Origin of the sequence: Campylobacter sp. BCW_6873 (genome assembly GCF_001762365.1) — a bacterium.
Classification (GTDB): domain Bacteria; phylum Campylobacterota; class Campylobacteria; order Campylobacterales; family Campylobacteraceae; genus Campylobacter_D; species Campylobacter_D jejuni.
Map to the genome: position 1 here is coordinate 44361 of NZ_MJWS01000104.1, position 24592 is coordinate 68952.

The 24592-nt window shown below is 30.9% G+C and carries 22 protein-coding genes and 3 pseudogenes; 12 read left to right on the forward strand and 13 right to left on the reverse strand.

The features are described 5' to 3' along the window. Positions 1 to 149 precede the first annotated feature (149 nt). From AJ932_RS08820 to aspA, 7 genes are all read right to left on the reverse strand, one after another. On the reverse strand, positions 150 to 1352 hold the full coding sequence (locus AJ932_RS08820; RefSeq protein WP_070233957.1) for a CsgG/HfaB family protein: 1203 nt from the start codon (positions 1350 to 1352) through the stop codon (positions 150 to 152). A 9-nt stretch (positions 1353 to 1361) separates the two neighbouring features. Beyond that, positions 1362 to 2699, reverse strand: coding sequence for a DUF6844 domain-containing protein (locus AJ932_RS08825; protein ID WP_070233960.1), 1338 nt, complete (start codon positions 2697 to 2699; stop codon positions 1362 to 1364). 81 nt (positions 2700 to 2780) lie between these two features. After that, positions 2781 to 3404 carry a penicillin-binding protein activator LpoB gene (lpoB, locus tag AJ932_RS08830; RefSeq protein WP_002851945.1) on the reverse strand — a complete coding sequence of 208 codons (624 nt, stop codon included), beginning with the start codon at positions 3402 to 3404 and terminating at the stop codon, positions 2781 to 2783. Between the two features lie 23 nt (positions 3405 to 3427). Further along, the gene (locus tag AJ932_RS08835) at positions 3428 to 3796 is read right to left on the reverse strand and encodes a YcfL family protein (protein ID WP_002881373.1); all 369 of its coding nucleotides are present in this window, start codon (positions 3794 to 3796) and stop codon (positions 3428 to 3430) included. A 9-nt stretch (positions 3797 to 3805) separates the two neighbouring features. Next, positions 3806 to 5167: a COG3014 family protein gene (locus AJ932_RS08840; protein ID WP_070233964.1), complete on the reverse strand. Its 1362-nt coding sequence runs from the start codon at positions 5165 to 5167 to the stop codon at positions 3806 to 3808. A 105-nt stretch (positions 5168 to 5272) separates the two neighbouring features. Beyond that, on the reverse strand, positions 5273 to 6610 hold the full coding sequence (locus AJ932_RS08845; RefSeq protein ID WP_044779367.1) for an anaerobic C4-dicarboxylate transporter: 1338 nt from the start codon (positions 6608 to 6610) through the stop codon (positions 5273 to 5275). A 16-nt stretch (positions 6611 to 6626) separates the two neighbouring features. Continuing rightward, positions 6627 to 8033, reverse strand: a complete 1407-nt coding sequence (aspA, locus tag AJ932_RS08850; RefSeq protein ID WP_070278757.1) for an aspartate ammonia-lyase — start codon at positions 8031 to 8033, stop codon at positions 6627 to 6629. A gap of 275 nt (positions 8034 to 8308) precedes the next feature. On the opposite strand from aspA, the gene ung reads away from it, so the two are divergent. Together ung and AJ932_RS08860 are read left to right on the forward strand one after the other, a co-directional pair. Next, on the forward strand, positions 8309 to 9004 hold the full coding sequence (gene ung, locus AJ932_RS08855) for a uracil-DNA glycosylase (RefSeq protein ID WP_070233966.1): 696 nt from the start codon (positions 8309 to 8311) through the stop codon (positions 9002 to 9004). A 119-nt stretch (positions 9005 to 9123) separates the two neighbouring features. Further along, positions 9124 to 9819 (forward strand): aspartate/glutamate racemase family protein, encoded by a 696-nt coding sequence (locus AJ932_RS08860; RefSeq protein WP_044779849.1) that lies wholly within the window; start codon positions 9124 to 9126, stop codon positions 9817 to 9819. Between the two features lie 193 nt (positions 9820 to 10012). Here the strand turns inward: AJ932_RS08860 and cydB are convergent, their stop codons facing one another. From cydB to AJ932_RS08880, 3 genes are read right to left on the reverse strand one after another with little or no spacing between them, the layout of a single operon-like run. Further along, positions 10013 to 11137 (reverse strand): cytochrome d ubiquinol oxidase subunit II, encoded by a 1125-nt coding sequence (gene cydB / locus AJ932_RS08870; RefSeq protein ID WP_070276150.1) that lies wholly within the window; start codon positions 11135 to 11137, stop codon positions 10013 to 10015. Continuing rightward, positions 11137 to 12699, reverse strand: a complete 1563-nt coding sequence (locus AJ932_RS08875; protein ID WP_070233969.1) for a cytochrome ubiquinol oxidase subunit I — start codon at positions 12697 to 12699, stop codon at positions 11137 to 11139. The genes cydB and AJ932_RS08875 overlap by 1 nt, the downstream gene beginning before the upstream one ends. Continuing rightward, on the reverse strand, positions 12700 to 12933 hold the full coding sequence (locus AJ932_RS08880) for a DUF4492 domain-containing protein (RefSeq protein WP_002860921.1): 234 nt from the start codon (positions 12931 to 12933) through the stop codon (positions 12700 to 12702). A gap of 159 nt (positions 12934 to 13092) precedes the next feature. Here AJ932_RS08880 and AJ932_RS08885 point away from each other — a divergent pair, with 159 nt between their 5' ends. From AJ932_RS08885 to AJ932_RS10860, 8 genes and pseudogenes are all read left to right on the forward strand, one after another. After that, entirely contained in the window at positions 13093 to 13281 is a 189-nt protein-coding gene (locus AJ932_RS08885; RefSeq protein ID WP_002932941.1) for a hypothetical protein, read from the forward strand. Between the two features lie 16 nt (positions 13282 to 13297). Further along, positions 13298 to 13905, forward strand: a pseudogene (locus AJ932_RS10690) (endonuclease/exonuclease/phosphatase family protein); the annotation flags it as partial. Positions 13906 to 13915: 10 nt separating this feature from the next. After that, a pseudogene (locus AJ932_RS08895) lies at positions 13916 to 14481 on the forward strand (cytolethal distending toxin subunit A/C). 171 nt (positions 14482 to 14652) lie between these two features. Beyond that, a complete protein-coding gene (locus AJ932_RS08900; protein ID WP_070233972.1) occupies positions 14653 to 16335 on the forward strand; it encodes an L-lactate permease in 1683 nt (560 codons plus the stop codon). A 120-nt stretch (positions 16336 to 16455) separates the two neighbouring features. Next, entirely contained in the window at positions 16456 to 17196 is a 741-nt protein-coding gene (locus AJ932_RS08905) for a (Fe-S)-binding protein (protein WP_074470023.1), read from the forward strand. After that, positions 17193 to 18632, forward strand: a complete 1440-nt coding sequence (locus AJ932_RS08910; protein WP_070278759.1) for a LutB/LldF family L-lactate oxidation iron-sulfur protein — start codon at positions 17193 to 17195, stop codon at positions 18630 to 18632. The genes AJ932_RS08905 and AJ932_RS08910 overlap by 4 nt, the downstream gene beginning before the upstream one ends. Continuing rightward, positions 18625 to 19281, forward strand: a complete 657-nt coding sequence (locus AJ932_RS08915; protein ID WP_002932947.1) for a lactate utilization protein C — start codon at positions 18625 to 18627, stop codon at positions 19279 to 19281. Before AJ932_RS08910 ends, AJ932_RS08915 begins: the two co-directional genes overlap by 8 nt. A 173-nt stretch (positions 19282 to 19454) precedes the next feature. Beyond that, positions 19455 to 20071, forward strand: a pseudogene (locus tag AJ932_RS10860) (bacteriohemerythrin). Positions 20072 to 20312: 241 nt separating this feature from the next. Here AJ932_RS10860 and AJ932_RS08935 read toward each other — a convergent pair. The 3 genes from AJ932_RS08935 to AJ932_RS08945 form a co-directional block, all read right to left on the reverse strand. Next, on the reverse strand, positions 20313 to 21344 hold the full coding sequence (locus AJ932_RS08935; RefSeq protein WP_002933934.1) for a Cj0069 family protein: 1032 nt from the start codon (positions 21342 to 21344) through the stop codon (positions 20313 to 20315). Positions 21345 to 21422: 78 nt separating this feature from the next. Then, a complete protein-coding gene (gene sppA, locus AJ932_RS08940; RefSeq protein ID WP_044779363.1) occupies positions 21423 to 22319 on the reverse strand; it encodes a signal peptide peptidase SppA in 897 nt (298 codons plus the stop codon). Next, positions 22307 to 23536, reverse strand: a complete 1230-nt coding sequence (locus AJ932_RS08945; RefSeq protein ID WP_070276106.1) for a metal-dependent hydrolase — start codon at positions 23534 to 23536, stop codon at positions 22307 to 22309. Before AJ932_RS08945 ends, sppA begins: the two co-directional genes overlap by 13 nt. Before the next feature lie 90 nt (positions 23537 to 23626). Between AJ932_RS08945 and aroQ the strand changes: the two genes are divergently transcribed. Beyond that, positions 23627 to 24106: a type II 3-dehydroquinate dehydratase gene (gene aroQ / locus AJ932_RS08950; protein WP_044779361.1), complete on the forward strand. Its 480-nt coding sequence runs from the start codon at positions 23627 to 23629 to the stop codon at positions 24104 to 24106. Positions 24107 to 24108: 2 nt separating this feature from the next. Further along, positions 24109 to 24582: a 2-amino-4-hydroxy-6-hydroxymethyldihydropteridine diphosphokinase gene (folK, locus tag AJ932_RS08955; protein WP_002851803.1), complete on the forward strand. Its 474-nt coding sequence runs from the start codon at positions 24109 to 24111 to the stop codon at positions 24580 to 24582. The last annotated feature ends 10 nt before the right edge of the window (positions 24583 to 24592 follow it).

A 24592-nucleotide genomic window follows, 5' to 3' on the forward strand; every position in this document is an offset into this window, starting at 1 on the left:
TTATAAATTGGTAGTACCATAAAGCACCGCAATAACGGATTTAAAAGCTTTAGTGGTTTAATAGAATTTTGATTTTACAAAATTTTTCTTTAATTTTTGATGAATTTAAGAAAGGATTTAGAGTTTGAGAAAAATCAAACTCTAAAAATTTAAAAGCCTAGATTTACTCCGCCACCTTCTTGGGTTTCATAATTTGCATCACGACCTATAGTATAACCATTTCCACTATTGCTACCAATTAAAGGTCTACAAATATCGCCTACTTTTACACTACCTTCTGTGATTTTTGCATAAGAAAGTTTAGGGCTTGTGCGAGTGATTTCAATACTTCCTGTTTTGCTTTCTACTCTTCCTGTATTTTCTTTTGTATAAGCATCTTTTATAACCTTCCCAAGAGCAAAACATTCATAAATATCACCTTGATTTAAGCTTTGAGAAAATACTACTTCATTGTTTTCAACGCTTGCAACTTTCAAAGGATAAATTGCATTTAAAATATCTCCTGCAATACGATTTGCAATTTGTTTGAGTGCAGCTTCATTGGCACTAAGGCTATCGTCTTTAATGCTAACTTTCATACTTAAAGTATTAGAAAATTTAATTTGTCTTGTAGCAAATAAAAACACGCGATAATCTACGATAACTTCAATTTCAGTTTTGCTTTTTCCTGTTAAATTGCTTGTTTTTTGCTTACCTTCAAGTCCTGAAATAGAAAACAATAAAATATAATCTGTTGCTAACACATTTTTAAGTTTATAAACTTCATCACTAGCTGCGTCGCCACTTTTGATTAAAGCTTTTTCCATTTCATAATAGCCACTAGAATCACGGTCTAAAACATTAAATTTACGACTTTGCAATAAATCAGAAATGATTTTTTGTTGCAAAGCTGAGCCTATACCTCTTTTTGCAACATCTGGAGTAGAATCAAAAACAGTAATACTTCTTCTATTATCTGCACTTAAACCTGGAGCTTGATACTTTTTTGTTGTTGTGGTTTTAAAAATCGTTACATTGGCTGTATATTTACCATTTACATCTTGTTCAACACTATTGATTTCATAAGTATCGGCTCTACCTTTGGTGGCTTTTGAAATTTGCTCGCTGTAATTATCTTGTATGTTTGAACCTGAATTATCAGTTGAAACGCTAGTGTTAGATTTCTTAAGAGAATTGATGCTTACTCCGCTCATTTTTCCTATAGCTTCTATAATGGCATTGTTTATCGCATCTTCCCTAGTCAAGCCTGTGCCTTCGCCTGTGCTTGATTTTGTTGAAGTTGTGGTTATAACTTTAGCATTAAGACTTAGACTTAAAAATAAGCCTAAAAAAAGAATTTTAATTATTTTCATCTTTTACCTTTAAAAATCATCCATGCTATTTACAACATTAGAGCTTCTTTGTATGCTAGAAGATTTTTTAGCTTCATTTTTTGTTGTATTTGACTTTGAATTTAAAGCCTCATTTGTGTTAGCTAAATTTTCATAAGAATAAAATCTCACAGCTCCTACATATTCAATACCATTTTCACTTGTATAGCTCCATTTTTTAAGAGTACGAATACCACGAATTTTACCGCTTGCACTTGCTTTTATTTTACTACTTACTTTGTCAATAATATTTGTTATGTTTTGAGTTTGTTCTTGAGTGGAACTATCATTAACATTAATACTTTGTTTGATAATTTCCTCGTAAGTATCACCAGTTGTTCTTTCATCTTTAAGACTTAAATTTGTATTAATAAACTCTATAATAGCAGCATCAGCCATAGTAAGTGCTGTTTCTTTGGCTCTATCTTCTAAAATATTTGTTTTTTTAGCATTGCTAGGATCTGCTACATAACCCCAGTTTCCATAACTTAAAATAATAGGCGCACCATTTTCATCATAAACTAAGCGAATTCCATATTCATTTAAAAAGCCTTTTGTATCTTTTGGCAGATACTCACTTATTGCCTTGCCTTTACCCTTAATAGCACTCTGTCTTGCTAGTGCCATATCTTTTGCTAATTGGCGAGTTTTATTGGAAATAACAGCAATAACACCTACATCATACTCACCTCTTCTTTGTGTAACTATAGTTTGCACAGGAACAAGTCCACTCATAGAACCTATGGCATTTGTCATAGTTTTATTAAGAAATTCTTGCTTTAATAAAGTCTTTTTTCTGTCTTCGCTTAAAGAATTTGTATCTATACCTAAATCTTTTAATGCCTTATCAAGCTGAGCACCAGCTAATTGTGTAAGTTTATTTAAAATTTGATCAACCTTATCACCTTTTGGCAATTCATCAAATTCCTTAGCATTAGTAGAATTATCTGCTTCATAATTTTGAATCTTGCTTGTAGCAATTCTTCCAAAAGCATCTCTTATAAATTCGCTTTGTAAATTTAACATTGCTTTTTGATAAGCATTTTGTAAAGCTTGTGCAAATTGTGGATCAGTATCATTTACAGCAACAGTACTTTTTCCCGTATAAAAAGTTTTTCCATCTTTGGTTATACCATATTCTATACCGAAATTATCGGCAAATTCTTCAAAAAAATCTTCAATTGATTTTGGGGTAATATCCTTAGTACTTGCATCAGACATTTCATTTTGAGTATTTATATCTTGTTGTGTAATTTCTACAGGCTGGGAACCTTGTGCATAAAGTAAACTTGCCATAACTAAAGAGCCAATAAATAATATTTTTTTCATTTCATATCCTTTTAAAAATCATAAAAAAAGCTCAAGCTAAACACTTGAGCTAAAAATTTTATTCATAAATTAATTTTTATTTTACCAAGTAACTGATTTACTAGAACCAGTTTTATCAATAGTTTGCTCATCTTCCCAATAAACTAAACCTGATGTTAAATCAGTAAGTCTTAGTAAGAAAAAGTATTCTACTTGAGTTTTACCATTGCTAAGTTTTACATTATCTTGTCTAATTTTACCCGCAAGAGAAAAATCAGGCGATACCAATGTCCCTTTTTTTGCTATGGTTTTTTGATTAAACTCATCATTATCTCTTAATTCTCTTACATCTTCACTCATGCTATCAAGCGCTCCGCCTGCAGCAACTGCCGAAGTTAGAACAAATTTACCTGATTTTCTTAATGCAGAAGTGATTTTTGCGGTGAGTTTTTCAGTATCGATTCTTTGCGGGGTATCATTCACAACCCTACCAATAGCAATAACCTTTCTTGTACCTGGTTTAATATTTGCAAAAGCAGGATCGCTTAACATACTATTTATCATAGTTTCAGCTGCACTTTCAAAATCTTGTCTATCAAGACCCAAGGTTAAAGCATCGCCTTTTTTTACCTGACTTGCCTTTCCATCTGTATAAGCTGTTTGCGCACAACCACTAAAAAGCAAAGCTCCAATAAGAGCTGTTCCTAAAATTTTTGTTTTTTTCATGATTTATCCTTCCTAAAATGAGATTAATTTTTTGCTTTAATTTCTAATCTAAAATCCTTCGCTCTTGTATCAGATGCAAGTTTACGAAGAATTACCTCTTGTCCTGCTGGAATTCTAAGGGCTTGATAATCCTCATTTAAAACATCTCTTAGCACAAAACCATCTTTATCTAACCAATCTACTTTATAAATTACATCTTTAGCAAAAGTACTGCGTAAAATCACTTCAAATTCTAAATAACCATTGCTATTTATACGCTTTTGAAATTGTTTTACTAAACTTTTTGGTAAATTTGAACCTAAAATTACAGTATTTTGATTTGAATTTATTTGATAACTTGGTGCACAAGCACTAAGTAAAAACATTAAAATAAATAAAATAATTTTTTTCATCTTTTAGCCTTATTTTTCCATGATAGCAACACTTGCAGGTAAATACGGAGCAAAAGAACGCACTACAACAAGAGCATTTTTATTTTTATCCAATGATTTTTGAAACAAAATATTGCCTTGTGGATCTTTGATTTCTAAATTTCCGTCGTTTTCTATTGTTGCTATGGCAATACTTTTTGGTAAACCTCTCCAAGAACGCACATCAGCTTTGTTGGTTGCAGCAGTTGCTACTGCTGTTGCAAGACTTAGCCATCCACCTGTAGAGTCATTATTTGCAACAGCTACATTTAAAGTGGTTTTAATTATAGTTTGAGCTAAGGCTTTAGCAATCATTGCAGGCATATTTATTTTAAATTCAGTAGCGACAATATTGTCTAAATCTACAAAATCATTTGTATTTTGACCATTTATATTTAAATTTGCAAAAGAAGCTTCCCTTTTTTTCAAGGTTTGTAAAGCAATATTTGTGCTAATAATTTTTTTATCCACTATAAAAGGTAAGGTTAAAGCAAATTCATCCTTAACTACACCAAATCCATTTTCATAAACTACAAAAACATATTTTTTAGCTTTTTTGACTTTTATTTTTGTGGCATATTCTTTAAAAATTTTAGCCTCTTTTTTGATAGTTTTATTTTTTGGATAAATAATAGCTACTTCTCTAAATAAATCTGCAGCTTTTCTATAATCTTTATCCATAAAGAAAAATATTGAAGCAAGATAAGTCGCATAAGGATTTATGAAATTTTTTGTTGTATCAAACTCTTTAAATAAGTTATCGTATTGTGCTTCTATAACTTTTGAGTTTTCATTCATATTTTTATCATAATTTTTATCTTCTTTTGCCTTATCTAAATCAGCACGATTTTTCTCAATTTCTTTAGCAAAATATTCTTTTGCCTTATCTTGACGCATTAAAGCACGATTAAACTCAACTCTTGCATTTTCATAATCATCTTCTTCCATATAGTTTAGAGCTTTATATATATTAACCATAATTCTTTCATATAAAGAACCATCATAATCAACTATAGTATCATTAAGCAAGGTTGTACCAACAAATTTAGCTGCTTTAGAGCCTACATTTTCTAAATCCACATCATATTTATAAGATTCTTCCACAGCATCAAAAAATACATTACTTTTGTTAAAATCACCACAATTTCTAGCAATCAAACCTGCATTTAATCCTGTATAAATGACATCATCATTTTTTTTAATTTTTTCTAAATTTTGATTGAAAAAATCATCACCACAATATTTTTGTGTTAAAGCATTTTCAAATGTTGTATTTTGTTTAACCTGATTAACACAAGCTGTTAAAAAAAGGCAAACAATACCTGAAAAAATCAACCCAACTTTTATCTTCATTAAATTCCTTTCTTAAAGAAAATTAAAAATGAATATTATAGCGTAGTATATACTTAAAAACTAATGAAAAAATTTTCACCCTAGAAGAAAAACCTAGGGTTTGATTTAAATAAGCATAGGAGCTAATACAAAGCCTAATGCTACAGCAATTGCAATAGCTAAAACTCCTGGTATAAAGAAAGAGTGATTAAATATAAATTTACCAATTCTAGTCGTTCCTGTATCATCCATTTGCACAGCGCCAAGTAAGGTTGGATAAGTTGGAAGCACAAAAAGTGCTGAAACTGCTGCAAAACAAGCTACAAGCATATAAGAATCATGCGGATTTGTTGCTGAAATTCCTAAAGCGGTGATAATTACAGGTACAATGGCCTTTGCGGTTGCTGCTTGAGAATATAAAAGCATACTTGCAAAGAAAAATGCAACTGCTAACATAGCAGGGGTTTGTTTAACCCAGTCGCCTGCTACTTCTTTAATAGAAGCTTCGTGTCCTGCAACAAAAGTATTTCCAAGCCATGCTACACCAAAAACACAAACACAAGCAGTCATACCACTTTTAAATACACTGGTATCAAGAATTTTACCTGGTTCAACTTTACAAAGCCAAGTGATCAAAGTTGCTGCAGTAAGTAAAAAGCTCATAATAGCTGCATCTCTTGGAACCACAACAGGATCAATCCATTTAATATTACTTGAAATTGCAGTTGCATAAAGTACAACTGCCAAAACAGTGATCAAGAAAATTCCTACTGAAAGTTTAGCACCTGGTTTATCTTCACCATGTAAAATAGCTCCTGCATCTTTAACAAGTCCTGCTTTTAAGCGTTCTTGATAAACGCTATCTTTGCTTAAATCCATAGGAGTGATTAAACTCACTATAAAAGCTGTAAGCATACAAGCTATAAAAGTTGTACCGATCCAAATTCCAATTAAAGTTGGATAATTCCATCCAAGTGGCTCTAAAACGCCGCTCATATAAACCACAGCTGCACTTACAGGAGAAGCAGTGATTCCAATTTGCGAAGAAACAACCATTAATGAAAGTGGAACACTAGGTTTTATGTTTTGAGATTTTGCAACATCAACTACAACAGGCATTAAAGAAAATACTGCATTTCCTGTTCCTGCTAAGATTGTAAGCAACCATCCACAAGCTGGAGCTAAATAATTTATAAATTTAGGGCTTGATCTTAAAATTTTTTCTGTCACCCTTACCATATAATCAAGTCCACCTGCTTGTTGCATAGCAGAAATTGCTGCAATAGCTGCAGCAATAATTAAAATAACATCCCAAGGAATATTACCAGGTTTCATACCTAAAACAAGTCCTAGTATAACTACACCCAATCCTCCAGCATAACCTATAGCAATACCGCCTAGGCGAATACCGATAAAAATTGCCCCAAGAAGGACGATTACTTGCAAAATTATCATTATATCCATATTAAATCCTAAAATGCTATTTTTTAGCTTCCATGTGAGGATTTAGCATATTTGATGGTGTTAAAATTTCATCAATTTGTTCTTTATTTAAAAGCCCTCTTTCAAGCGCAATATCAGCCACTCTTTTTCCAGTGTTCATTGCCTCTTTAGCTATAGAAGCTGAATTTTCATAACCAATATAAGGATTTAAAGCTGTTACTATACCTACTGAATTATAGACAAAGTCTGAACAAATTTTTTCATTTGCAGTAATACCATCTATACATTTATCAGCTAAAGTATACATTGCTTTTTCTAGCATTACAATAGAATTAAATAAGCTATATGCTGCAACTGGTTCAAAAACATTAAGTTGTAATTGTCCACCCTCGCAAGCAAAAGTTACAGTTACATCTGCTCCAATAACAAAATAACAAACTTGATTAACTACTTCAGGAATAACAGGATTTACCTTACCTGGCATGATAGAACTACCTGGTTGCATTTTTGGAAGATTAATCTCATTAAGACCACATTTTGGACCACTACTTAAAAGTCTTAAGTCATTACATACTTTAGAAAGTTTTGTTGCAACACGTTTTAAAACACCTGAAATTTGTACATAAGCTCCCGTATCTTGAGTCGCCTCGATCAAATCCTCAGCCACAGTATATTCAAAACCTGTCACTTCTCTTATTTTTCTTTCTACAACCTTCGGATAATCAGGATGAGAATTAATTCCCGTTCCAATAGCAGTTCCACCCAAATTGATCTCTAAAATCAATTTTCTAGCTTCTAATACTCTTTGTATATCTTCACCTATCATTACGGCAAAAGTTTTAAATTCACGACCTAAAGTCATAGGTACAGCATCTTGCAGTTGGGTTCTACCCATTTTAAGAACATCTTTAAATTCTTCAGCTTTTCTCTCATAAGCTTTTTTCAGATGCTCCATAGCTTTTGCCAAATCACTTAAATAATCATGCAAGGCAAGGTGTAAAGCTGTAGGATAAGCATCATTAGTACTTTGGCTTAAATTAACATGATCATTTGGATGAAGATATTGGTATTCACCTTTTTTATGACCCATAAGTTCAAGTCCTATGTTTGCTATAACTTCATTAGCATTCATATTTGTACTTGTTCCAGCACCTCCTTGGATCATATCTACTACAAATTGATCATAATACCCGCCTTCTAAAATTTTATCACACGCTTTAATAATCGCATCTTGGATATTTTTATCCAAAAGACCTAATTCATGATTTGCCATAGCTGCAGCTTTTTTTACTCTAGCCAAAGCTCTAACAAAGCGAGGAAAATCTTTTAATCTATCATGAGAAATATCAAAATTTTCAACAGCTCTAAAAGTTTGCACTCCATAATAAACCTCATCAGAGATTTCCAATTCCCCAATAAAATCATGTTCTTTTCTTGTTCCCATTTTGAACCTTTCATAAAAAGTATTTTAATTTAAAATCAAAAATTTTTGATTTAAATCATAAAATAATGATATTGCATTTTTAGTTAATAATTGGTTAATAATTAAAATACTTTCAAAATATAATAAATTAAGTATTTTTATATCCTAAATTATGTCTTTATATTTAATTTTTATTAATATAAAAAATTTTATTTACTTCAAAAAAAATTAATATATTTTTGCAAGCTTTTTTTGCTAGAATAAAATTTTTAATAATTTAAATAATTAGGGATAACATGGAAGAAATTACAATAAACATAGATAAGATTAAAATAAATGATGACTGGAAAGAATTTTTAAGAGACGAATTTCAAAAAAAATATTTTCTAGAAATCAAAAAACAATACCTAAATGCGATTGATCAAAATATAATTATTTATCCGCCTGCAAATTTAATCTTTAATGCTTTTAATTTATGTCCCTTAAAAGAAATTAAAATTATTATCCTAGGACAAGATCCCTATCATCAACCAAACCAAGCAATGGGGCTTAGTTTTTCGGTTCCAAAAAATGTAAAAATCCCACCAAGTCTTAATAATATTTTTAAAGAATTGCAAAATGATTTAAACATCGCTCCAGCAAAAAGCGGAGATTTAAGCTCTTGGGCAAAACAAGGAGTTTTGCTCTTAAATTCTATTCTTAGCGTTGAAGCAAATAAAGCAGCTAGTCATAGTTCGTGGGGTTGGCAAGAATTTAGTGATGCTATAATACATAAATTAAGCAATGAAAAATCAGGGCTTGTTTTTATGCTTTGGGGAAATTACGCAAAAAGCAAGGAGATTTTGATTGATAATGCTAAGCATTTGATTTTAAAAGCAGCTCACCCAAGCCCTTTAGCTAGAACAGGATTTTTAGGTTGTAAACATTTTTCAAAGGCTAATAAATTTTTAAAAAAAGTTGGTAAAATTCCTGTAGATTGGAAAATAGTTTAAAAAATTATTTTAAATTTTAATAAAAATATTAAAATATATTTATTTATTTAAAAATAAATCGTATTTCTATGAAATATATTATAATAAAACAACTCAAAAATTAATTTTTAAGGAGAAAAATGAAAACCATTGGTATTATAGGCGGAATGAGTTTTGAAAGTACTATTACTTATTATAAAACAATAAATCAAGCTATAAATGATAAATTAAAATCTTTAAATTCTGCAAAAATTTTACTTTACAGTGTTAATTTTGAAGAAATAGAAAATTTACAAAGCCAAGATAAATGGCAAGAAGCTGCGCAAATTTTAACTCAGTGTGCTAAAAAATTAGAACTTGCAGGGGCTAGTTTTATAATAATTGCAACTAATACTATGCATAAGGTTTTTGATGAAATTCAACAAAACATAAATATCCCTATTTTGCATATTGCAAAAAGCTCTGCTAAGGCTTTAAAACAAGAAAACATACAAAAAATTGGTTTATTGGGTACTAAATACACAATGACTCAGGATTTTTATAAAAAAATGCTTATTGAAGAAAATATTAGCGTTATTATTCCTAGCGATGAAGATATAAAAATCGTTAATGATATTATTTTTAATGAGCTTTGCAAGGGTAAAATCAAGCAAGAATCTAAAGAAAAATATTTAAATATTATAAAAAAATTACAAGAAAAAGGTGCAAAGGGAGTGCTTTTAGCTTGCACTGAAATTGGTTTATTAATATCCAAAAATGATACAAATATCAAAATTTTTGACACAAGCCTTATTCACGCCCTTGATGCTGCTAATGAAGCTTTAAAAGATTTATGATTAAAAGATGCCCAAAAGTGGGCAAATTGCAATATTTTGAAAAGATTTATACTTATATCGGTTTAAATCTTATCTTGCTTTATAGTTTGCTATCTTTTTCTAATTGATTGATATTTAGCATTATAAATTTATAGCTTAGATAAATTACTAAAGGCCAAGTCAATAAAAACAAAGCATGTAACATTTTTTCTCCTTAATATGCGTGATCATCGTTTGCGATTTCTTCGCGTGTGATTTTTACCTTATCCATTGCATTCCAAACATAGATAATATAAGCTAAAACAAAAGGTACAAGCAAAGACACATAAGCCATGACGCTTAGAGTATAATAGCTTGAACTTGCATTTTTTAAAGTTAAAGAACTTTGTAAATCACTTAAAGATGGGTAAAAAGCACTTTGACCTAAACCAATACTTGATAATAAAGCAAAAACTATTAAAACCGTTCCAAGTCCTAAAGTAAAAATAGCCTTAGAGCAACCTTTTGCTCCTTGAACCATACCTAAAAGCACTAAAATCACACCAATAACAAGCAAAACAGCAAAAATCATTTGATTTAAGAAATTATATAAATATAAATTCGCACTCATGCTTACAACTCCATTGATATCTACACTAAAACCATCTTTTAAGAAAATCCACGCTAAAAAACCTAAGAAAAAAGGTAAAAATAGAATGCTATTGATCATAAGTTTTTTCATAGCTCTTATTTTGATATTCTCATCATTGATATTGTTCATAAAATACGCTGCGCCTAAAAGCCTTGCTAAAAATACCAAAGCTAAGCCTAAGAGATAATTAAAAGGATTGAGTAAAAGCTCTAAGCCGTGCAAAGGATTTTGCCAAGAAACAAAATTATGCTCATTTAAGATAAATTCGGAACCGCTAAAAAAGCTACTTACTGCAACTCCGATTAAAAACACACCTAAATAGCCATTAATTTTAAGAAAAATTTCATAGGTTTTAGAGCCATAAACATTATTTTCTTTTTTACGATACTCATAAGCCACAGCTTGTAAAATAAAACAAAATAAAATACAAAGCCAAGCCCAATAAGCTCCGCCAAAACTTGTACTATAAAAAAGTGGAAAAGCTGCAAAAGCAGCTCCGCCAAAAAGTACGAGAGTTGTAAAACCAAGCTCCCATTTACGCCCTAAAGAATTGACTAGCATGGTTTTTTCAAGCTCATCCTTGCTAAGCTCATCGATTAAAGTTTGTCCACCTTGGACAAAAAACATAAAAACTAAAAGTCCGCCGAGCAAACTTAAAATCAACCACCAATAAATTTGCAAACCTTCGAGTTCTAAACCAAAAAACATCATTTTTCTCCTTTGCCCATAAGTGGAGTATGCTCTGCATGTGCGTCAAAACCTTTTTTAATCTGAGTAAGTATGATTTTAACTTCTGCAATCAATAAGGCTGTAAAAAGTACTGCAAAAATCCAAAATGAAATTTGAACATTGACTTTTCCAAGTTGCGTTGCTGCGATATGTACAGGAAGTAAGTCTTGAATTGCCCAAGGTTGTCTGCCTACTTCAGCAACAATCCAGCCTGCTTCAGCGGCGATATAACCCAATGGAATGGATAATAAACATACCCAAAGTACTTTTCTAAATTTCTCAATATCATTTGCCATAGTAAGATAAAGAGTAACGATGAAAAGTAAAAAGAAAAAACTTCCCAAAGCAACCATGATATGAAAGCTATAAAAAGTTAAAGCCACAGGCGGAATAGTATCGCTTGGTTTTTCTAGATATCCATAGCCAAAATCTTTAAAATGAGTTTCTAAAATAGATTTGTGATTTGCCATAGCTATTGTATCATTGTTTTCTTTAGCAAGCTTATAGTCTTTTAGAGCTTGTATAGCGATTTTTCCTCTATCGATACGATTTTGCATAGGTTCTATACCTTTGCTTTCATTTCCATAGATTAAATCTTCAATTCCTGGTACAAAAGAATTTGGATCACGGTTTCCTAATATAGAAAGAGCGTAAGGTATAGTAATGTCAAATAAAAACACACTTTCGTTATTATCTATGGTTTTTTTAGGGTTTAAGATTCCAAAAGGTACAAGTCCTGCACGATGTTCACCTTGATAAACCCCTTCCATAGCTGCAAGTTTCATAGGTTGAGTTTGAGTTACACGGTAAGCACTTTCATCTCCGCTGAAAAACAAAAAGATTGAACAAACCAAACCAAAACTAGCTCCTACAACTAAGCTTTTTTTAGCCTCGATAATATGGCGTCCCTTTAACATAAACCAAGCTGAAATTCCTATTACAAATAAAGCTGAAATCACATAACCACTGCCTATGGTATGTAAAAATTTTGAAATAGCCACAGGAGAAAGTGCTACTTCAAAAAAGCTTTGCATTTCATTTCTTGCTGTATCAGGGTTAAAGCTCATTCCTACAGGATATTGCATCCAACCATTTGCCACTAAAATCCAAAAAGCAGAAAGATTACTTCCTATAGCCACACACCAAGTTGAAAGTAAGTGAAAACCCTTACTTACTTTATCCCAGCCAAAAAACATAACTGCAAAAAAAGTAGCCTCTAAAAAAAATGCCATAATACCTTCAATCGCCAAAGGTGCACCAAAAATATCTCCCACAAACCAGCTATAATTTGCCCAGTTTGTTCCAAATTCAAATTCCATTATAATACCTGTAGCTACACCGATAGCAAAATTTATAGCAAATAATGAAAGCCAAAATTTGGTGATTTTTTTCCATCTTTCATTTTTAGTTTTTACATAGATAGTCTCCATGATAGCAATGATAAAAGATAAGCCTAAGGTTAAAGGCACAAACAAAAAATGATAAAGTGCAGTTAAAGCAAACTGCGCTCTTGACCAATCAACGCTATTAAGTTCGTTCATTTATTTTCCTTCGAGTGTAAGATTTTTGAGTACAAAAGTGCTTTTTTCTTTGTCGCTTTTAAAAATAGAATTAAAATTTACATCAAAAACAAAAAGTTTTAAAATCACAAACATAACAAAAAGTTTGATAAAGATAATTTTCCAAAGGGTCTTTCCAAGAGTTAAATTTTTAAAACCTTCTTTGTAAAAATTAAAAATTTGAGAAATACTAAAATATAAGTGTTTAAGATGCATGTAAATTCTACCTTTAAAAACAACAAAATAAAACATTTTAAGAAGCGGAAAATTATAATGAAAATTATGTTATTATTTTCTTAAAAAATTTAAATACATAATCAAGGTTTTTAATGCAAAAAATTAAAGTTTTTATTTTTTTTATGATTTTTTTCTTTAATGCATGTTCTTCTAAATTTTGAAAATGTAAATCCTTTGGGGCGTTCATTTGGAGAATTTGAAGATACTAATTCTTTTTCTTTAAAACTAGGACTTGAACCTATTTTTCCTACTAATCAAGAAATTCCAAGTTTAATTAGCAATGCTGATTTAGTACTTATTACTCCTATTTACCCCACCTTTAACTAGTAGCATCAACAATAATGCAATAAGACAACTTGCAAGTGGAGCAAACCCCTTAGATATCTTAATGATACAAGAAATAGGAACTTTACTAAGAATAGCCACTCCAACAGGACGCCATGTGCAACAAGATGGAACGCCTATTGATGAATATGAGTAGAATTTGAGGACTCTTTCAAGACCTGATAGGGTTTTTATTTATTATTCTCGCGTTGATGTAGGAGCTAATCGTGTAAATTTAGCTATAGTTTCAAGACCCATTATAGGAATTCGCGATGGAAGTGATGCTTTTTTCAATATCTATGTTTTAGCCAATGAAGGAACAGATGTAGGAGCAATTATCACAGCCCATAAATACACATTTTGTAAATATACCTCAAGTTAACTGGATGATAGCAGGGGATTTTAACCGTGATCCTTCTACTATAACAAATACAGTGGATAGAGGATTAGCAAATAAAATTAGAGTGGTTTTTCCAACTAGTGCAACTCAAGCAAACGGAGGGACTATTGATTATGCAATTACAGGAAATTTAAACAGACAACAAGCCTATACTCCACCACTTTTAGCTGTGATTTTGATGCTTGCAAGTTTAAGATCATTTTCCAGTTAATTTTAGAAAATTTTAGGACATTTAATATGAAAAAAATTGTTGCTTTATTTTTTATGTTTATAACTTTAGCCTTTGCAACTCCTACTGGAGATTTGAAAGATTTTACCAAAATGGTTTCTATAAGAAATTTAGAAACGGGAATTTTTTTAAGTGCCTTTAGAGATATCTCAAAAGATCCTATTGATCAAAATTGGAATATTAAAGAAATTGTTTTAAGCAATGAGTTAAAACAAAAAGATAAATTAGCTAATGAACTTCCTTTTGGTTATGTGCAATTTACAAATCCAAAAGAAAGCGATCTTTGTTTGACCATCCTAGAAGATGGAACCTTTGGAGCAAAATCTTGTCAAGATAATCTAAAAGATAGTAAACTAGAAACTGTATTTTCTATAATGCCAACAACAACTTCAGCTGTGCAAATTTGTTCTTTAGTTTTGGAATCTGATGAATGTATGGTAACTTTTTAATCCAAATATTCCTACACAAAAACGCTTTAGAATAGCCCCTTGCACCTTAGATCCTAATTTTTTATGAAGTAAACGAACTAATGATTATAACTCCACCTTTAACAGCTTCTACCCCTTTAGAATAAGATTTTTTCTTGTTCTATTTTTATATTTATTTAATATTTATGATATTACAAAAATACACAAAATAATCAATAATAACACAATGTAATTTACTTTACTCTATAATTTTTTTATTTTAATTTAATTTTTTGTTACAATAAATTTATACATAAATAATTATCAAGGAGGAAAAATTGGAGCAAATTTTAACATGGCAACAAGTTTACGACCCTTTTTCAAACATTTGGCTAAGTGCTTTAGTGGCATTTTTACCTATACTATGTTTTTTAGTTTGTTTGGTTGTTTTAAAACTTAAAGGTTATCAAGCAGGTTTTTTAACTGTTATACTTGCTACTTTGGTAGCTTTATTTGCCTATAAAATGCCTTGGAATTTAGTGGGCGCAAGTTTTATTCAAGGCTTTACAAATGGTATGTGGCCTATAGCTTGGATTATCATTGCGGCAATCTTTCTTTACAAACTTTCTATCAAGTCGGGTTCTTTTGAAATCATTAAAAAAAGCGTGATGAGTATTACTCCAGATCATAGAATTCAAGTGATTTTAATAGGTTTTTGTTTTGGTTCATTTTTAGAGGGTGCTATAGGTTTTGGTGGCCCTGTGGCTATAACTGCTGCACTTTTAGTAGGACTTGGTTTGCGTCCTTTGCAAGCTGCAGGACTTTGTCTTATCGCAAATACCGCTCCTGTTGCTTTTGGTGCGGTGGGAATTCCTATTATTGCTATGGCAAATCTTGTCGGCATAGAACAGCATTCAGTTTCTGCCATGGTAGGTAGAATGCTAGTTCCTTTAAGTCTTACTATACCTTTTTTCATAGTTTTTTTAATGGATGGATTTAAAGGCGTTAAAGAAACTTTTCCAGCTATTTTAGTTGCGGCACTAAGTTTTACAACTACTCAATTTTTAAGCTCAAATCACTTAGGAGCAGAATTACCTGATATTATCTCAGCTGTAGTTTCTTTAGCGGTTACAACTGTATTTTTAAAATTTTGGAAACCAAAAAATATTTTTAGATTTGATAATGAAAGCAATTTCACTCAAGATAACACTCTAAGCTTTAATCAAATTTTAAAAGCTTGGTCGCCTTTTATTTTACTCATTGTTTGTATTATCATTTGGACACAACCTTGGTTTAAAGCTCTCTTTGATAAGGATGGAATTTTAAGCTATACAAGCATTACTTTACAATTTAGCAATATCACAACTGGAATTTTAAGCCCTTCTATCACAGGCATAGGAGAAGCTAAGCCTTTATCTTTGGCTTTAGGTATAGATTTAATCAATGGAAAAACCGTAGCTCAAGCAGGAACAGCGATTTTGCTTGCAGCTTTTTTAAGTATAGCTATTTTAAAAATCAAAGCTGAAGATGCAGCAGAATGCTTTTGGGCTACTTTAAAAGAAATGGCTATACCTTGTATCACCATAGGTTTAGTTGTGGCTTTTGCTTTTATTTCTAAAAATAGTGGTATGAGCACTACTTTAGGACTTGCTTTTGCACATACAGGTGATGCTTTTTCTTTCTTTTCACCAATCATTGGCTGGATAGGGGTATTTTTAACAGGCTCTGATACAAGTGCTAATTTACTTTTTGGAACCTTGCAACAAGTAAGTGCTCAAAAACTAGGTGTTAGTGAAGCTTTATTTTTAGCAGCTAATTCAGTAGGTGGGGTCGTTGGAAAGATGATCAGTCCACAAAGCATTGCTATAGCTTGCGCAGCAGTTGGGCTTGTAGGAAAAGAATCTGATCTTTTCAAATTCACATTAAAATATTCTGTAGCTTTTATTATTTTAATAGGAATTTGGACTTGCATTATAGCTTTTTTCTTACAAGAAATCATCCCTGAAGTTATAGTGAAATAATTAAAAAATTTAAGTTTTGCTTCAACAAATATTCGTTTTTAGAATATTTGTTGGAAAATTTACTTTGCTTTTATTTTTATAGGATTAGAATATTTATCCTAAATTATCCCAAAAGGAGAGATCATGAAAAAGGTGTATTTTTACGCCACATGCTTAGGAAGTGCTGCTATGCAACAAAGCGTTTTAAATGCAATAAAACTTTTAAGGCGTGAAGGTATTGAAGTGATTTTTAAAAAAAATCAAACCTGTTGCGCTCAACCTTCTTTTAACTCAGGTTATTTCGATGAAAGTCGTGAGATTGCTTTATATAATGTGGATTTATTTGATAAAGATTACCCCATCGTTGTGCCAAGCGGATCTTGTGCGGGTATGATGAGTCATGACTATAAAGAACTTTTTAAAAACAAACCTGAATTTTCTAAAGTCAAAGATTTTAGCTCTAGAGTCATAGAACTTTCACAATACCTTGATGAAGTTTTAAAAGTAGATTATGAAGATAAAGGTGCACCTATAAAAGTAACTTGGCATTCTAATTGCCATGCTTTAAGAGTGCAAAAAAGCATACAAGCGAGTAAAAATCTTATCAAAAAACTAAAAAATGTAGAATTAGTAGAACTTCAATACGAGGAAGAATGTTGTGGTTTTGGCGGAACTTTTTCAGTAAAAGAGCCTGAAATTTCAAATGCTATGGTAAGAAGTAAAATTAAAGATATACAAAATAGCGGTGCAAAATATCTCATCAGTGGCGATGGAGGTTGTCTTTTAAACATAGATGGCACAATGAAAAGAATGGGTTTAGATATAAAAGGCATACATTTATATGACTTTTTACTTAAACGCTTGGAAGGAGAAAGACTATGAGTCAAAAAATTCCTCACGAACAAATCGTTCAAATTAAACTCAATGACAAGCAAATGCAAGAAAATTTAATGACTGCCATGCATACTTTACAAAAAAATAGACTCAATGTTATTGATGCTAGATTTAAAGACTGGCAGGGTTTAAGAGCTAAAGCTAAACAAGCTAAAAACAATGCCTTAATGAGTTTAGAAGAAAGGCTTTTAGAATTTGAAAAAAATGCTACAAAAAATGGCATTAAAGTGCATTGGGCAAGTAGTGATGAAGATGTCTGTGAAATCGTCTATGAAATCATGAAAGAAAAAAATATTACCAAGCTTTTAAAAGGTAAATCTATGGCAAGCGAAGAAATAGGCCTAAATCACTACCTAGAAAAAAAAGGTTTAAAAGCTATAGAAACCGATCTTGGAGAGCTTATTTTACAGCTTAATGAAGAGCCTCCTTTACATATAGTTGTACCTGCTATACATAGAAACCGCCATGAAATCGGAGAAATTTTCAAAGAAAAATTAGGAGCGAATTTAGAAAACAATGAACCTGAAAGTTTAAATGCGGTAGCTAGAGAGCATTTAAGAAAAGATTTTGAAGGCTTAAAACTTGGACTTAGTGGGGTCAATTTTGCCATGTCAAGAGAAGGAGCTTTTTGGCTTATAGAAAATGAAGGAAACGGTAGAATGTGCACTACAGCACCTGATATTCATATCGCACTTTGCGGCATAGAAAAAGTCATGGAAAGCTTTGAAGATGCGGCTACTATGGTTTCTTTACTCACTCCTTCAGCCACAGGACAATTTATACCAACTTATAATAATATCATTACAGGCCCTAGAAAAAATGGGGATTTAGATGGTCCTAAAGAAGTGCATGTGATTTTATTTGATCACCATCGCTCTAAAATGTTAGCTCATGAGGATTATTATGAGGCTTTGCGTTGTATTCGATGTGGGGCTTGTATGAATTTTTGCCCTGTTTATGATCAAATCGGTGGACATGCCTATCAAACCACTTATCCAGGACCTATAGGAGAAGTAATCAGTCCTAATATTTTTGGTATAGATCATACAGGAGATATTTTAAATTTCTGTTCACTTTGTGGGCGTTGTTCTGAAGTTTGTCCAGTGCAAATTCCTTTGGCTGATCTTATTCGCAAATTAAGATGTGATAAAATAGGACAAGGTAAAAATCCACCTTTAGGAGCAAATAATGTTCATCGCAATGCCTTAGAAGCCTTTGCTTTTAAACAATTTAAAAATATCGCAACCAATGGCAATAAATGGCGTTTTTCACTTTCAAAAGCACATTATTTCAACTGGACGGTACAAAATTTCGCAAGCGTTTTACCTGTGATTAAAAAATGGCACGCTTTTAAAGAATTACCTCAAATTAAAATGGATCTTTATAAAGAAGTGCAAAAACTAGAAGGAGTAAGCTATGAGTAAAATCGATGAAATTTCAAGCAAAAGTAAAGCAAGTATTTTAGAACATCTTAAAAAAGCTTACAAAGAAACAACGTTCACACGCATTGAAAGTATAGATCCTGTAGAACATATCCAAACCACCCAAGATATGCTTGCAGAAATGAAACAAAAAATGAATGATAACAAATACATCGTTGAAAATGCTACAAAAGATACCTTAGAAGAAAAAATCAATGAAATTATCGCAAAATATGACTTTAAAAGTATGATTTATGGGCTAGATTTAAATTTAAATTTAGAACAAATCAAAGCAGAAAAAAAGATTTGCTTTGATAAAGAAATCGAAAATTTAAGATCTGAGGTTTTTCATAGTGATTTTTCCATCATTCATGCAAGAGCAGGGGTAAGCTCTCACGGAGTTGCACTTGTACCTTCAAGCAAAACTCAACCTAGAATGCTAAGCCTTGCACCTAAACTTTGTATAGTGCTACTTAAAAAAGAAAATGTTGTTAAAAGTCTTAGCGAGGCTTTAAATTTGGTAAAAAAAGAAAATGAAATCTTACCTACTAATATCTTATTTATAGCAGGGCCTTCAAGAACAGCAGATATAGAACTTATCACTATTTTTGGTGTTCATGGGCCACAAATTGCACATATTATTATTTACTGATTCTATACTAGAATCAGTAAGTCTTAATTTTTAATATTAATTATATATATTTTTTATATTATACAAATATAAATAAAATAAATAATTTTCAATTAATAATATTTTAATAAAATATAATATTTCACTCAAATATATGAAATTAATTTTAAATACAAAAATTAAAGAAGGTGCTTTTGGATAAACTAATTCCAACTTGGAATGAAAAATACAGTATTCATGACACAATGATTGACATTCAACACCAAAAACTTTTTGAACTTGCAGCAAAAATAGAAAATATGGTTTATAAATTTGTTCAAAGAGATGAGTTAAAAGAAATTTTAATAGAACTTTTTAACTATAATAAAAGAACATTTTAGCAACGAAGAAGATTATATGCAATAAATTCATTATCCTTGTTTAAATGAACACAAAATCATGTATAAAATATCGTTCATGATATGTCTTATCTTATACAAAACATAAAAACCACTAATGATTTAAAAGAGAAGCTTTACACAGTTTCTAAAAAATTGCTTTTAGAACATATACTCTATGAAGATATGAAAGTTGAACAATACAGAAGATCTTCTTTAGCTTCTGAAGATGATGGGGAAGTAAGCTTTGAAGAAGTCAAAGAAGAAAAAGATGATGAAAATGTAGTTTATCTTTATACATGTGAATGCGTAGGACAAATGCATGATGTACCTTTTGGAATTCATCAAAAATTCAACTTAAGGGTGTAAAATTTAAATGTAAAAAATGTAAAGAAGCCATACAGTTTTATAAAAAATATTCAGAAAATTTCTAATTAACTATTTATGCGTTAAAATAATAAATAAAGTATAAGTTAGTCAAAGAAGGAAATTTAATGGATAAAAAATAAAATATTTTATTTTGGATAAATTTGACTATTCCTATCCTATACTAACCAAAGATACAAAATGCTCATTTTGTGAAAATTTTTTCCCAATAGAATATAGCTCAAACTTAAAAACAATAGAAAAAGAATGTCCATTTTTCAATAATAAAATGGACATTAAACTTAAAAACTAAGCCTTAGTTTTACTTACAATATTAATAATATTTGAAGCCACTTCATCAGCAAGCTCTAAATGAGAAGTAAAGCCTACACAAGAACAATTAATCTCGCCTAAAACATATTTATCATTGCCCTTTTCATCAGTATCTAAAATAAAATCAGCCGTCCAAATCAATGGTAAGTCGTAATTGCCTAATCTTTCCCTTACCTTAGGAAGCTCGCCTAAAAACATATCCACCAAAGTTTTCCAATCTTCTGGCTTATCATAACGATATTTTGCCCCACTAAAAAGCGTAGCAGAAAAAGCATCGGCATCTTCGGCTGGTTTTTTATGTACTACATTTACAGGAGTGTTATAAAGCATTAAAAGTCTGATTTCACCTTCTTTAATGCGCGGTAAAAAAGTCATATCCACAAGCATACCATTATCACCTATGATATATTGCTCACAAAAATCCATAAATTCCCCAAGCTCTCTATGTTCTACATGATTATCCTTAGCTTCCGTACACTTGATTTTTGTGTTTAAAGGCAAACTATCTCCACTAACGCTACCCTCTACACTCACACGCCAAATTCCCTCTCCTGTAGAGCCACGATTTTGCTTTAAAACCCTTTCACCTTTAGCCAAACTTTTTGGAAAATTTTCTTTAAAAGTCTTAATATCATAGTAAGCATAAGTATCGCTTGGAACAAGATCAGTATCTGCTAATTTTGTAAGTGCATCTTTAGCACCATAACCTATCATAGCATCAGGATGAGGCATACCTACAAGCTTATCAGCACAAAGTTTTCTTAACATATCAAAATACTCATTTTCTTCTTTAAGATTGCCAGGATTGATGCGAGAAACATAACCATCAAAATTTTCTTTCACATATTTGTAAATTTCATCTTTTTTACTCACTTCAAAAAAAATCACCTCAGCATTCCAACCCTTAGCTTTTAAGGCATTTACCATAGGTATAGTATCTTTTCTATAACCATCTTCACCTTTATCACTCCCACCTTTAACTTCAAAAAAAACAATATTTTTTTTCATTATTTTACTCCTTATCTAAAATATAAATAATTATTGCATAAAAATATTACAAAAATTAAATAAAAATATTTATATATTTTATCTAGCGTTTATAAAACTGCTATTAGTCTTATAAGCGATTTCGATTAAGCTTTTACTTATCAAGTTTGATGCTTGTCCTTCTAGGCGGTTAAGAAATTTATCAATCTTATTTTCTTCTTTCCAAACGGGATTTGAAACATTAGCAAGTTTTTCAAGCTCCTTTTTAGCATTTTCATAATTACTAAGCTCATCTATAAGACCAAGCTCCTTAGCCTTGGCAGCTAAAAACACTCTTGCATTTGCCCATTGATCTTTTTTGTTAAGATCTAATGCTCTTTCCTTAGCAACAAAACCTGTAAAAAGATCATAACTTTGATCAATTAAACCCTGTAAAAAATTTCTTTCATTCTCATTCCAAGCTCTTGCAAAAGTTCCAGCACTTTTAAATTCACCTGCTTGAATAGTTTGTTCTTTAATACCGAGTTTATTAGCCAATCCACTTAAATCAGCTCCTTGCATAATCACACCGATAGAGCCTATAAAACTTGCCGGATTGGCTAAAATTTTATTTGCTCCAACTCCTGCTAAATAACTTCCACTTGCCATAGTTCCGCTTGCATAGACAAGCACAGGCTTTTTAATTTTTAAATCCTTTATAGCTAGAGCTAGTTCCATACTAGGAGCAAAAGCTCCACCAGGAGAGTCTACAACAAAAAGCACTCCTTTGATATTGCTATCATTTTTAGCATTGATAATTTTTTCTAAAACCGCAGAGCTATCAAAAATTTCACCCTTTAAATCAATGCGTTCTAAATTTGCAAGATTGGAGCTTGAATTTGCACTAGACATTAAAATCCATATAACAATCAACAATAAAACAAAGGTTTTAAAATAAGTATTGATAAATTTTATTCCACACCCTAAAGCCTTAAAAAATGATTTTAAAATTTGCATTCTTTTCCTTTTATAAATAATTTATCCACTTCCTTAGCATTTAAAATAAACTGCAAAGGAGCTTGCTTTTTATCACATTCTCCTAGCTCAAATACGCTAAAATCAGCAATTTTACCTTTTTTAAGCTCTCCTAAATTTAAATTTAAAGCCCTTGCAGGATAAAGTGTTACCATTTGCAAAAGCTTAGAAGCTAACTCCAATAAATCAAAATTCTTATGTATAAGCAAATTCGCGCGCATTTCATCAAGTAAGGATAATGAAATATTTGAGCTAAGTCCATCGGTTCCTAAATGGATATTCAATCCACTTTTTAAAGCTGTTTTTAAATCTAAGCTTTTTTGACTTAAAAGGCGATTTGAAAATGCGCAATGTGTAATAGAATGTAAATTCTTATCTAACCATTCATATTCTTTTAGATAAACACAATGTGTAAAAAGAGTCCTTACTCCTTTAAAGAGTTTAGCAAAATCCTTTGCTGTATAAAGAGGCTTAGGGTGAAGTGTAAAATTTTCAAGCCATTTTTTAAAACCCCCTTTAGACTCTCTAAGCCAGATATTTTCAGTCTTACTTTCTAAAAAATGCGTACTAACTAGTAAATTTTGCTTTTTAGCTAAATCAAGAGCAAAATAAGCCAAACTAGGATGAGTTGAATAAGGAGAATGAATCGAAATTGCTGGAATAAAAAAATCATTTTTAAATTTCAAAGAATTTTCAAATCTTTTTAAAAATTCTTGTTTTTTATCTTCAACTTGATTTTCATTTGTACCCAAAATTTCATTAAAAAATACTATACGCATACCCTTTTGACTAGCCTTTAAACAAGGATCTAAATCACTCCCAAAACTTGAAATTTCACCTATAGTGCCTATACCGCTTTTTTGCATTTTTTTAATGCTTTGAAGTATTAATTCTTCTTTGGCCTGTGCATTTAACATAGAACGAGAATTTATAACACTTTTAAGCCAAATTAAAAATTCTCCAAAATGTAAAGTTGTTGAATTTGCACTAAATTCTAAGTGTGTGTGAGGATTTATAAAAGCAGGTAAAATAACCGAATTTTTAGGTGTTTTGATGATTTTAGCCTTGGGATATTTTTTTCTTAAATTATCCAATTCACCCAATTCTAAAATTTTATCTTCAAAAACAAAGGCTTGATTTTCTAGTATTGTAAAATCTTCATCGCATAAAAAAAGATATCTTGCAGCAGCTATAAACACGATTTTCCTTTCAAAAATTACATTGTAGCAAAAATTTATTTTTAAAATGTTATAATAAAAGGTTAAAAATAAATTTTTAAGGTTAAATCCATGAAAATAATGATTATCCAAGGCCCAAATGTTAATATGCTTGGCGTAAGAGAAGTGGGAATTTATGGTGCTATGAAAATGGAAGAAATTCATGAGCAAATGAAACTTGCAGCATCGCAAAACAATGTAGAACTTGACTTTTTCCAAAGTAATTTTGAAGGTGAAATCGTAGATAAAATTCAAGAATGCCTTGGAACAGTTGATGGAATTATTATCAATGCAGCAGGTTATACTCATACTTCAGTAGCTATTCGCGATGCTATTGCAGCAGTAGCTTTGCCTACAATTGAAGTGCATATTAGCAATGTTTATCGTAGAGAAGAATTTCGTCAAAAAAGTCTTATAGCACCTGTATGTTCTGGAACTATTGTTGGTTTTGGTCCTTTTGGCTATCACTTGGCTTTAATGGGCGTAATTCAAATTTGCGAACAAATAAAAAATTTGCGCGCGATGCAACAAGCACAACAAACGAATAAATAATAATGCTAAAAATTCAAGGAGTAAAACACTTTGAAAAAAGTCGTTTTTTTCCTTTTTTTAGTCAAAATATACGATCTTTTAAATATTTAGCCCTTATAGGCTTAGGAAGCAATATAGAACCTGAAAAAAAAAGATTTGATATGCTTTTTCGAGTAATGATGGATGATAAAAGATTTAAAATTTTATCCACATCTCCTATGTTGATAAATGAAGCCTTTGGTTTTAAAGAGCAAAAAGATTTTACCAATGCTGTTATGTTGATACAAACTAATTTGCATGCACGAGCACTTTTGAAAGTTTTACTTTATTATGAAGTAAAATTTAAACGCAAGAGAACTTTCAAAAACGCTCCTAGAACGCTTGATTTAGATCTTTTATACTTTTCACAAAAAGTCAAGCGTGATAAGTGGTGTGAGGTGCCTCATAAAGGGGCTAAAGAAAGAGTGAGTGTAATTTTGCCTTTAGGCATGATATAAGGAATATAAT